The following is a 12,210-nucleotide window of genomic DNA, read 5'->3' as shown; positions in this document are numbered from 1 at the left end:
GCTATGACAGTAGAAAATGAATACGGCTCAGACAGTATCAAAGTTCTAAAAGGACTTGATGCTGTACGTAAAAGACCAGGAATGTACATTGGTGACACGGATGATGGCAGTGGCTTGCATCATATGGTATTTGAAGTTTTAGATAATTCTATCGATGAAGCCTTAGCAGGTCATTGTACTGAAATTGTTGTTAAAATACACATAGACGGCTCTGTATCGGTTAGAGATGATGGTCGTGGTATTCCAACTGACATTCACCCTGAAGAAGGTATTTCTGCTGCTGAAGTTATCATGACAGTACTTCATGCAGGTGGTAAATTCGGTGGTGAAGACTCTGGCTATAAAGTTTCAGGTGGTCTTCATGGTGTTGGTATTTCTGTAGTAAATGCTTTAAGTAGTAAGCTAAAACTGAATATTCGCCGAGCAGGTAAATTATTTGAGCAGATATATCACGAAGGTGTTGCTGAAGCGCCTTTAGCTGAAGTTGGTGTTAGTGATAAAACCGGTACTGAAGTACGTTTTTGGCCAAGTGAAAAGACCTTCACAGATATTTTATTCCACTATGACTTATTAGTTAAACGTATCCGTGAGTTATCTTTCTTAAACTCTGGTATTTCAATTCGATTAATTGATGAACGTGAAAAAGGTAAAGAAGACCATTTTAAATTTGATGGTGGTATTCAAGCTTTCGTCGATTACCTTAATACCAATAAAACACCCGTCAATGAAGAAATATTCTATTTTGATTTAGCGCGTGAAGACGGCATTATTGTTGAAGTTGCTATGCAATGGAATGATGGTTTCCAAGAAAGTATTCATTGTTTTACTAATAATATTCCTCAACGTGATGGTGGTACTCACTTAAGCGGTTTCCGTACTGCTTTAACACGTACACTAAATAGTTACATGGTTAAAGAAGGCCTTAATAAAACAAAGAAAGGTGGTAGCACAGAAACAAGTGCTTCGGGTGATGACGCTCGTGAAGGACTAACTGCGGTAATCTCGGTTAAAGTACCTGATCCTAAGTTCTCATCGCAGACCAAAGATAAATTGGTATCTTCAGAAGTAAAAACGGCTGTTGAACAAGCGATGGGCGAAAAACTTGGTGAATACCTTTTAGAAAAACCTTCTGTTGCTCGTACTATTATCATGAAGATAGTTGATGCAGCTAGAGCGCGAGAAGCTGCTCGTAAAGCCCGTGAAATGACGCGCCGTAAAGGTGCATTAGATATTGCTGGCTTACCGGGTAAATTAGCGGATTGTCAGGAAAAAGATCCTGCTCTTTCTGAACTATATATTGTCGAAGGAGACTCTGCTGGCGGCTCTGCCAAGCAGGGGCGAAATCGTAGAAACCAAGCAATATTACCGTTGAAAGGTAAAATTCTTAACGTTGAAAAAGCACGCTTTGATAAAATGATTTCATCACAAGAAGTTGGAACATTAATCACCGCCTTAGGTTGTGGTATTGGTCGTGATGAATATAATCCAGAGAAACTTCGTTATCACAGTATCATCATTATGACCGATGCCGATGTCGATGGTTCTCACATACGTACATTATTACTAACGTTTTTCTATCGTCAAATGCCAGAAATAATGGAACGTGGTCATATCTTTATTGCTCAACCACCACTTTATAAAGTGAAAAAAGGTAAGCAAGAGCGTTATATTAAAGATGATGACGGCTTAACAGAGTACTTAACAACGTTAGCTCTAGATAGTGCCGAGATTTATGTTAATGAATCAGCACCAGCTATTTCCGGCTTAGCTTTAGAACAGTTAGTAAAACAGTATCGTAAAACGCACGACATTATTAAGCGTGTTTCACGTCAAATACCTGCTGATATATTAGAAAAAATGATCTACAGCAGAGAAATTGTTAAAACTGATTTCCATGATAAAGCGTTAGTAGAAGCATGGGTTGGTGACTTAGTCGCACAATTAGACGAACAAGATGGTAATGGTTCTATCTATTCTGCAGATATTAAGCATGACCAAGAAAGAAATATCTATTATCCAAGTTTCAACGTTCGCCAACATGGTATTGATCATATTTATGATTGTGGTTATGAATTCATTCATTCAAAAGAATTTGAAACTATTTTTGGTTTAAATACTGCTATCAATGGTCTCATTGAAGAAGGTGGTTATGTTAAACGTGGTGAAAAAATTAAAACGGTTACTACTTTTGAAGACGCACTAACATGGTTAATGGCTGAATCAAAACGTGGTCAGTATATACAACGTTATAAAGGATTGGGTGAAATGAACCCAAGCCAGTTATGGGAAACCACCATGGATCCTGAAACTCGTCGTATGTTACAAGTTACCATTGAAGACGCTATTGCCGCGGATCTATTGTTCACTACATTAATGGGTGATCATGTTGAACCACGTAGAAACTTCATTGAAGCGAATGCGTTAAACGTAGCTAACTTAGATATATAGTTAAGCGCGTTATTTTAAAATTATAAATGCCCGGACATCAAATCTGGGCATTTTAACATTCTGCAATACGGTAATAGCTAAAGTAAATTGATTACTGAGTAAAAACTCAAAGTTTGTTAACTTGTTACTAGGTTAATAATAATGCAATCGGTATACTTAATATCATTAGCCGTTATCGGTAAAACTCACACGAATAATGAATCGGAAAATTATGAGTACGTTCAATATAAAAACATTTCAAGGATTAATCTTTCAGTTACAAGACTACTGGTCACGTCAAGGTTGTGTCATCGTACAACCGCTTGATCTTGAAGTCGGCGCTGGTACTTTTCACCCAATGACATTTTTACGTTCTATTGGTCCTGAGCCAATGAGCAGTGCTTATGTTCAACCTTGTCGCCGTCCCACTGATGGCCGTTATGGTGAAAACCCTAATCGGTTACAACATTACTATCAATTCCAAGTCATGTTAAAACCTTCGCCGAAAAATATTCAAGAATTATACTTAAATTCTTTAAAAGAACTGGGCATTGATCCTCTAGTTCATGATATCCGCTTTGTTGAAGACAACTGGGAATCACCAACGCTAGGCGCGTGGGGACTAGGATGGGAGATTTGGTTAAACGGCATGGAAGTATCACAATTTACTTACTTCCAACAAGTAGGTGGCTTAGAGTGTACGCCAGTCACAGGTGAGATAACCTATGGCTTAGAACGCTTAGCTATGTATATTCAAAATGTGGATAGTATCTATGACTTAGTGTGGGCTGATGGTCCTATGGGTACTGTACTTTATGGTGATGTGTTTCATCAAAATGAGGTTGAGCAGTCAACGTATAATTTTGAGCATGCAGATGTCGATGCTTTGTTTAATACCTTTGATCAATGTGAAAAAGATAGCCAGAAGTTAATTGCAGCAGGTTTAGCATTACCTGCCTACGAGCAAGTTATGAAAGCCTCACACGCTTTTAACCTATTAGACGCTCGTCACGCTATTTCAGTGACCGAACGCCAACGTTATATACTTAGAGTCAGAACATTATCAAAAGCTTGTGCACAGGCTTATTACGATAAGCGTGAAGAATTAGGTTTTCCTCTTTGTAAAAATAATAATACTGCTGGTGGGAAATCATAATGAACACAGAAACACTACTAATAGAGCTAGGTACTGAAGAATTACCACCGAAGTCATTAAAAAATCTTGCCGTTACATTTTACCAGCAAATAAAAGATCAATTAGATAGCGCAGGTTTAACTTACGAAGATATTCAATGGTTTGCTACACCACGTCGTTTAGCGGTAAAGGTCAGTCAGTTAGTTGAAAAACAGGCCGATAAAGAAATTGAGAAACGGGGTCCTGCCATAGATGTAGCATTTGATGCTGAAGGCAATCCTAGCAAAGCCGCGCAAGGTTGGGCACGTTCCAATGGTATTAGTGTTGAGGAAGCTCAGCGCTTAAAGACTGACAAAGGTGAATGGTTATTACATCGCGCGACACAAACAGGAAAAACCATAGCAGAGTTAATTCCTGCTATGGTTAATATTGCGGTAAGCAAACTACCTGTTCCAAAACCTATGCGTTGGGGCAGTACTCGTACTCAATTTATTCGCCCAGTCCATACCTTGACCATAATGTTTGGCGCAGAAATCATTGCCGGTGAAACTTTAGAGGTAACTTCAAGTAATGTTGTCACGGGCCATCGTTTTCATCATGAAGGTTTCGTTACTTTAGCGCATGCAAATGAATACGAAGACAAATTAACGTCTGCATTTGTTCAAGTTAATTACCAAGAGCGCCAAGCATTAATTTTGTCAGAAATTAATAAAGCCGCTCAGCAATTAGATGGTGTTGCATTAATTGACGATGAGTTATTGGAAGAAGTTACTGGTTTAGTTGAATGGCCAGTAATATTAATTGGTAGTTTTGACAAAGCCTTTTTAGATGTTCCCGCTGAACCACTTATTTATTCAATGAAAGATCACCAAAAATACTTTCCGGTAAATGACAAAAATGGTCAATTATTAAATAAGTTTATTTTTGTAACCAACATTGAAAGCAAAGACCCTATTCAAGTGATTAAGGGCAATGAAAAAGTTATTCGTCCGCGCTTGGCAGATGCGGAGTTTTTCTTTAAAACAGATAAGAGCAAAACGTTAGCGTCACGTTTAGAAAGTCTATCATCGGTATTATTTCAGAAACAGTTAGGAACATTAAAAGAGAAATCTGAACGTATTGCTTCATTAAGCGCAGTTATCGCCGGACAAATAGGCGAAAACACGGAACAAGCAAAACGAGCAGGTTTACTCAGCAAAACTGATTTGATGTCTGATATGGTATTAGAGTTTCCCCAAGTACAAGGTACTATGGGTAAATATTATGCTGAGAATGATGGCGAAGCACCTGAAGTTGCTCAAGCCTTAGAAGATCAATATAGACCTAGATATGCGGGTGATGCCTTACCTGAAGGTAATATTGGTTGTGCAGTCGCTATAGCTGATAAAATTGACAGCTTAGTGGGCATTTTTGGTATTAACCAAGCTCCTAAAGGTGATAAAGACCCTTTTGCCTTACGTCGCGCGGCAATTGGTTTGATCCGAATTATCATAGAGAAAAAATTACCATTAGATATCAATACTTTAATTAAAGAAAGTGTTGGTTTATATGGTGATAAACTTTCAAATGAAAACGTTAATGTTCAAGTTGTTGATTTTATTTTGGGTAGATTCAGAGCCTATTACCAAGAGCAAGGTATATCAGTTGACGTTATTCAAGCGGTATTAGCCAATGCGCCAACTGAACCTTTAGACTTTGAAAAACGTATTAAAGCGGTAAGTCACTTTAAATCATTGGAACAAGCCGCAACACTAGCTGCCGCTAATAAACGTGTTGGTAATATTTTAGCTAAATTTAGCGGTGAACTTTACCCAACGTTTAAAGCTGATTTAGCCACTGAAACACAAGAAAAAGCGTTAGCTGAAGCATTTAATAAAGTGAAAGCTACGATTGCACCAATGATGTTGGCAAAAGATTACCAGGCGGCATTAACAGAGCTTGCTTGTTTAAAAGCACCGATAGACAACTTTTTTGATAATGTTATGGTGATGGCTGACGATGAAGCGATAAAAACTAATCGTTTAACGCTATTAAATGAAATTAGGAATAGTTTCTTTGCCATTGCTGATGTTGCACTTTTACAATAGGTAAGCGTTAGTCGTATCGACACTTACTTATTGGTGCTGAATATTTAAAAAGGGAAAGTGTTAAGCTTTCCCTTTTTTGATCAAATAAAGGAAAGGTTTTTCATGTGTTTGTTGGGCGATAAGTTCATGATCCATAAAACGACAAAAACTGGGTATATCTCTAGTTGTGGAAGGGTCGTCTGCCGTTATTAATAAAGTTTCTTGAGCGGAAATTTTTCGAATCGATTTCCTTACCATCATGACGGGCTCAGGGCAACGTAACCCAACAGCATCTAAAAAGTGATCGGGATTTTTGAAAACATCTTCAGGGTTATTATTCATGGTGATATACAAAGGAGATAATTAATAAGGCAATGTTAGCAAAAAAAAGGAAAGCAGGGTATCAAGACTAAATTTTATTTATAAAAACTAAATTATCATTACCTTGTAACGACTTTAAAAGCTAAATTATTGATGATAAGTATCAAGCATTACAGAATGCTAATTTCACTTGCTTTGTTGGGCTATGCATGAAAAATTAAGGGTAACTGCTAGCTAGTCTGTTAAGTGGTAGGGTTACAGATGTAAACAGAAACGTTTTTAGGTAGAACGGGTCAATTAACGGCCAAGGGAAGTAAATTTTCTTATAATTAAGGTAACGCTATGTTTCGTTTAACATCGTCAGTGTTAATAATATTCTCACTTTTCCTCTCAAGTACAATTAGTGCAACAACATCAATTAGTCAAACCAGTATTCGTGGTGCATTTCAAGAAGCGGAAAAGTACGTCTGGCAACCCAATTCATTGCATTATCAAACCTTATATCAGCAGCTACACTATTACCCATTGCAGCCTTACTTAGATCAGCAACGATTAATGTATGGCATGAATATGTCATATACAGGTGAAATTAGTCAGTTTCTTGAAACATATCGCGGATCACCACTCGACTGGCCGCTGCGTAAAAAATGGCTGAACTATTTAGCTAAACGAGACAAGGCATTATTATTTCAGGACTTCTTTAAGCCGACCTCTGATGTGGAATTAACCTGTCAGTATTATCGTTATCAATTACAATCAGGCGTGGCGGAGTCAAAAATTTTATCTAAAGTCACTAAGCTCTGGGTGGTAGGAAAGTCTCAGCCGAAAGTGTGTGATCCACTTTTTACGCTTTGGCAAAAAGCAGGTTATAGAACCGATGAACGTATATGGCAACGTATAGCTCTGGCTGCAGATGGCGGCAAACACACCTTAATCCCTTATTTGACTCAATTACTACCAAAAAAAGATCAGTATTTAGGCAGCTTATGGCATAAAGTGCGACGTGATCCTGCTTACATTAGCAATATGAAACGCTTTCCACAGAAATCCGTTAAAGAAGCCTCTATTGCCGCTTATGGTTTAAAACGTTTAATTTGGCGTGACTCTGAAAAAGCGTTAAAGACATATAGTAAGGCTATCGAAGTATTACCTTTTTCAGAAGCACAACAACAGCAAATTGTTTTAAAATTCGCTATTGCGTTAGCCAGTAAAGATCATAAAAGCTCAGCGATATGGCTAGCTAAAGTGGATGAGAAACTGCAGTCGACAAACATTGTGCAATGGAGAATGGCAGATCTACTTAGAGATCAGGATTGGCCAGCAATTAAAGCTGATTTAAGGGCACTACCTGAAAAATCACACCAGAAAAATCAATGGCGTTACTGGTATGGACGTAGCTTACTTGAAACAGGAGAAAAAGCACTAGGGCATGAGGTGTTAAGTGAACTAGCGAATAAACGTCATTACTATGGGTTCCTTGCTGCAAGTGCAATAAAGCAAAGTGTTAACCTACAAAATTATCCATTAGCGATTACTAGTGCTGAAAAAGTCGCTTTATTAAAAAACCCAGCAGCAAAGCGGGCTTTTGAATTTTTCCATATTGGACGTTTTCATCAAGCTCGGCTTGAGTGGAATTATTGGTTGTCGCGGTTAAGTGATCGAGAAAAACTGGTCGCATCAAGAATAGCCTATGAGGCACAATGGTATGATCGTGCCATTTTTACCTTATCTAAAGTGGGGTATTTGAATGATGTTGATTTACGTTTTCCATTAGCATTTGCTGATGAAATAACGCATTCATCCGGAATTTACAAAATAAATCCTGCCTGGGCATTTGCAATAGCGCGCAGAGAGAGCTCATTTATGGCCGATGCTAACTCACCCGCAGGCGCAAAGGGGTTAATGCAAGTTATGCCCGCAACAGCTAAACATTTACAGAAGCGTAAAGTGACTAACAAGCGTTTAATGAATGCGAAAGACAATATAAAACTAGGTACAAAGTATTTAAAACGTTTACTTGACCGACATGATGGTAATCAAGTGCTTGCTACAGCGGCTTATAATGCCGGTCCGTATCGTGTTCGGAGTTGGTTAAAAGGCTTGGAGCCTATGCCTGCAGATATTTGGATAGAGACGATTCCTTATAAAGAAACACGTGAGTATGTGAAAAGTGTTATGGCGTATCAAGAAATATATCAAATAAAAGTAGGGCAGGATGTATCACTCTTTGATCAGATATTCTCGATGAGTATTGCTCAGTAAATTCAAACGTTAGAAGAGTATGATATGATATTGGAAAATTTTCAGAGGCGCGATCAATGATCAAATTAGCAACACTTTACCCAGCCCATATTAGCGAGCTTCAGCAACGGTCGAAGTCTGTTTTAAAACGTGAGAATCTACAAGGTTTAGTGATTCATTCTGGTCAAGAAATTAAAGTATTTCTCGATGATTATGGTTACCCCTTTAAAGTAAATCCTCATTTTAAAGCTTGGTTGCCATTAGTGAATATTCCCAATTGCTGGTTGATTATTAATGGTGAAGATAAACCAACACTTATCTATTATCAACCTATTGATTTTTGGCATAAAATTATACCTTTAGCTAATGACTATTGGAATGATTTTTTTGATGTTAAAGTGCTGACCAAAGCGACTGATGTTGAGAAGTTGCTACCCTATGATAAAACCGATTTTGCCTATATAGGCGAACATATTGAAGTAGCAAAAGCGCTAGGATTTAAAAATATAAACCCTGAGCCTTTACTCAATTACATACATTATCATCGCGCTTATAAAACGCAATATGAACAAGAGTGTTTACGTAAGTCGAACGCGATTGCTGTTACTGGTCATAAAGCGGCAAAAAGCGCTTTCTTGCAAGGCTCGTCAGAATTTGATATTCAGCAAGCCTATTTAAAAGCAACCAATCATACCGGCGACGAAACACCTTATGGCAATATTGTTGCACTGAACACGAATACCTCAATTTTACATTACACCGCTTTAGATCGTGGCGTACCGCAAGCACATCGTTCATTTTTAATTGATGCAGGCGCAAGTTTTAATGGTTATGCTTCTGATATAACTCGTACTTATTCATTTAAACGAGATAAGTTTGCTGAATTGATTGCCCGCATGAACAAATTGATGCTCAATGCTGTTGATGGCTTAAAACCCGGAAAAAGCTATGTAGATTTACATATTGAAACCTATCGCGATATTGGTAATGTCTTACATGAATTCGGCTTTATTAACGTTGATGTTGATACGGCAGTTGAAACGGGTATTATTTCAACCTTCTTTCCACATGGTTTAGGTCATCATTTAGGTCTACAAACTCATGATGTTGGCGGCTTTATGGCCGACGAACGCGGCACACATGCTAATACACCAGAACAACATCCCTTTTTACGTACTTCACGTATTATTGAAAGTAACCAGGTATTTACCATTGAACCAGGGTTATATTTTATTGAATCATTATTGGCCGATCTTAAAGCTTCAAAAAATGGCAAAATGATAAATTGGGAAAAAATAGAGGCTATGCGTCCATTTGGTGGCATTCGTATTGAAGATAATATTATTGTTCATCAATTGCATAACGAAAATATGACCCGTGAATTAGAGTTGAAATAACCCTTAAGACTATATTCACGACTTTATATTTTATGAACAAACCTTACAAAGTAGCGGCTAACGGTATTGTTGATGAAACAATCGTTAGCCGTAGTCGTTTTATTTGTTTTATTTCCCCATGTACAAGCCCCGAAGATGCTAAAGAACTATTAATTAACTGTCGAAAATTACATCCTCAAGCAAGCCATCATTGCTATGCATTTCTCACAGGAAAACCAGATGATAGCCAAGGTTATGGCTCTTCTGATGATGGTGAACCTTCGGGTACAGCAGGACGACCGATGTTAGCTGTTTTACAAGGAGGTCATGTTGGTGAGTTATGTGCAATAGTTGTTCGTTATTTTGGCGGTACTAAGCTCGGTACGGGTGGGTTACAACGGGCTTATGGTGGCAGTGTTCGTCAAGCATTATTGTTAGTAGAAACAAGTACAAAAGTTCCTATGGTAGAAAAGCAATTAACGTGCGATTACGGACAGATAAACGATGTCTTGTATTTTGTTGAACAAGCTAAGGGTGAAATTATTCAACAAGACTTTGCCGCTCAAGTAGAATTGATTATAGCGTTACCTGAAGAACAACTAACAAAAGTTAAGCAACAATTACAAACGCTTTCTGCCGGGTTATTAACCCTTAGGTCTACTGACCCGTAATATAAGATAATATCAGATAAAAAAGGATACCTTCATGCCACATTGTATTATCGAATATTCACAAGAACTGGCTCAAGAACTAGATATTAAAGAAATTATGTCTGCCGTTTTTGCAGGAGCAGTTAAGTCTTTATTATTTTCTCCGACTGATATTAAAGTAAGAGCAACACCCTTTAAATATTTTACTGTGGGAAATGAAAGTCAAACTAGCAATAATCAACAAAGGTTTATTCATGTTTGTTGCAAAATCCTGTCAGGTCGCAATTTAGAACAAAGGCAAGAGCTATCTAAACTCGTGTTAAGTCATCTAAATTCCTTTGCTATTAAATCAATTTCAATTAGCGTCGAAATAGTCGATATGGAACGTGAATCTTATAATAAACGTGTCAGCTGAATAAATTAAAGACGAAATAGGTGATTTAAAGTCGCAGTGTTTATCTTTATGCTTTATCATCAAAAAACATGTGGTCGATGACTTTACTGAATAATAAAAATTAACTCGTGCAAATAAAAAATATCATTCGAATTCTTGGCTTACTGGTTGCTCTGTTGAGTGTAACCATGTTACCGCCTGCTTTAATTGCACTATTATACCGTGATGGTGGTGGTGTCTCCTTTCTGACTGCATTTCTGTTTTGCTTATTTGCAGGTCTACTTGCTTGGTATCCGTTTAAAAATGAAAAAAGTGACTTGCGCGCACGTGAAGGCTTTTTAATTGTCGTTTTATTCTGGGTAGTACTGGCGAGTTTCTCTGCGGTGCCGCTTTTGCTCTTAGACAAGCCTAATTTATCTGTTGCAGATGCTTTTTTTGAATCATTTTCTGGCTTAACAACAACTGGGGCGACCATCTTAAAAGAGATTGATGGTTTACCGCATGCAGTACTTTGGTATCGCCAGCAATTACAGTGGCTTGGCGGTATGGGTATTATAGTTTTAGCGGTTGCCGTTTTACCTATGCTAGGTATTGGTGGTATGCAGCTTTACCGTGCTGAAACACCGGGACCGGTTAAAGATTCAAAAATGACGCCGCGCATTGCCGATACAGCAAAACATTTATGGTATATATATTTATTTTTAACTATTGCCTGTGCGATTAGTTATTGGGGAGCAGGCATGTCTATCTTTGATGCCATTTGTCATGCTTTCTCAACAATTGCTATCGGGGGTTACTCTACACATACCGACAGTATCGGCTATTTTAATAGCCCCGCGATAAATTTTGTTTGTGTGTTTTTCTTGCTGATCGCTGGGGTAAATTTTGCGCTGCATTTTGCTGTATTGCACAGTCGCTCCTTAAAAAATTACTTCTTCGATCCAGAATTTAAAGTCTTTATTGCTATCCAATTTGTATTAACACTCATTTGTTTAATTGTGCTGTTAGCAACAGGCACTTACGAAGATGGTTTTGAAGCATTCGACCAAGCCTTATTCCAGTCAGTTTCTATTAGTACCACCGCCGGCTTTGCAACAACCAGCTTTGCCGATTGGCCGACATTACTGCCAATACTTCTAATCTTTGCTAGTTTTATTGGTGGCTGTGCGGGGAGTACAGGTGGCGGAATGAAAGTTGTACGAGTGGTACTTTTATATCTACAAGGCTTACGAGAATTAAACCGTTTAGTACATCCTAAAGCTGTTTTTACGATAAAATTAGGTCGTAAAGCTTTACCTGATCGTGTTGTTGAAGCGATATGGGGCTTTTTCTCAGCTTATGCTGCGGTATTTATTATTTGTATGTTGTTACTGCTTGCCACAGGTATGGACGACATTACGGCTTTTACAGCAGTGGCTGCTTGTCTGAATAACTTAGGTCCAGGCTTAGGTGCTGTAGCCGCAAATTTTGCTGAGATCACCGATTTCAGTAAATGGGTATTAATTGTTGCTATGCTCTTTGGGCGATTAGAAATATTTACTTTATTAGTACTCTTTACTCCAGGTTTCTGGCGCTCTTAGATGTAGAGTATAGTGTAATA

Annotated in this window: 9 protein-coding genes; 8 read left to right on the top strand and 1 reads right to left on the bottom strand. The window is 38.0% G+C overall.

All coding sequences use genetic code 11. The features are described 5' to 3' along the window. Positions 1-3: 3 nt before the first annotated feature. The 3 genes from gyrB (at position 4) to glyS (ending at position 5,649) form a co-directional block, all read left to right on the top strand. The gene (gene gyrB / locus H4J67_RS14715) at positions 4-2,448 is read left to right on the top strand and encodes a DNA topoisomerase (ATP-hydrolyzing) subunit B (protein WP_182175903.1); all 2,445 of its coding nucleotides are present in this window, start codon (positions 4-6) and stop codon (positions 2,446-2,448) included. 211 nt (positions 2,449-2,659) lie between these two features. Beyond that, positions 2,660-3,583 (top strand): glycine--tRNA ligase subunit alpha, encoded by a 924-nt coding sequence (gene glyQ, locus H4J67_RS14710; protein WP_070375291.1) that lies wholly within the window; start codon positions 2,660-2,662, stop codon positions 3,581-3,583. Then, positions 3,583-5,649, top strand: coding sequence for a glycine--tRNA ligase subunit beta (glyS, locus tag H4J67_RS14705; RefSeq protein ID WP_182204151.1), 2,067 nt, complete (start codon positions 3,583-3,585; stop codon positions 5,647-5,649). Before glyQ ends, glyS begins: the two co-directional genes overlap by 1 nt. A 60-nt stretch (positions 5,650-5,709) precedes the next feature. Here the strand turns inward: glyS and tusA are convergent, their stop codons facing one another. Beyond that, positions 5,710-5,970, bottom strand: a complete 261-nt coding sequence (tusA, locus tag H4J67_RS14700; RefSeq protein ID WP_182204149.1) for a sulfurtransferase TusA — start codon at positions 5,968-5,970, stop codon at positions 5,710-5,712. A 321-nt stretch (positions 5,971-6,291) separates the two neighbouring features. Here tusA and H4J67_RS14695 point away from each other — a divergent pair, with 321 nt between their 5' ends. The 5 genes from H4J67_RS14695 to H4J67_RS14675 all read left to right on the top strand — a co-directional run bounded on the left by H4J67_RS14695 (position 6,292) and on the right by H4J67_RS14675 (position 12,190). Continuing rightward, a complete protein-coding gene (locus H4J67_RS14695; protein WP_182204147.1) occupies positions 6,292-8,211 on the top strand; it encodes a transglycosylase SLT domain-containing protein in 1,920 nt (639 codons plus the stop codon). Positions 8,212-8,267: 56 nt separating this feature from the next. Next, positions 8,268-9,587: a Xaa-Pro dipeptidase gene (gene pepQ / locus H4J67_RS14690; RefSeq protein WP_182204146.1), complete on the top strand. Its 1,320-nt coding sequence runs from the start codon at positions 8,268-8,270 to the stop codon at positions 9,585-9,587. Between the two features lie 32 nt (positions 9,588-9,619). Beyond that, complete coding sequence (locus H4J67_RS14685; protein WP_182204144.1) at positions 9,620-10,237, top strand: YigZ family protein; 618 nt, start codon at positions 9,620-9,622, stop codon at positions 10,235-10,237. A 34-nt stretch (positions 10,238-10,271) separates the two neighbouring features. Continuing rightward, complete coding sequence (locus H4J67_RS14680; protein WP_182175898.1) at positions 10,272-10,631, top strand: 5-carboxymethyl-2-hydroxymuconate Delta-isomerase; 360 nt, start codon at positions 10,272-10,274, stop codon at positions 10,629-10,631. Between the two features lie 107 nt (positions 10,632-10,738). Further along, complete coding sequence (locus tag H4J67_RS14675) at positions 10,739-12,190, top strand: TrkH family potassium uptake protein (RefSeq protein ID WP_070375276.1); 1,452 nt, start codon at positions 10,739-10,741, stop codon at positions 12,188-12,190. The last annotated feature ends 20 nt before the right edge of the window (positions 12,191-12,210 follow it).

This window comes from Colwellia sp. BRX10-4, assembly GCF_014077465.1.
Taxonomy (GTDB): Bacteria; Pseudomonadota; Gammaproteobacteria; order Enterobacterales; family Alteromonadaceae; genus Colwellia_A.
Note: the sequence above shows the minus strand (reverse complement) of the source record. Positions and strands in the feature narration are given on the sequence as shown.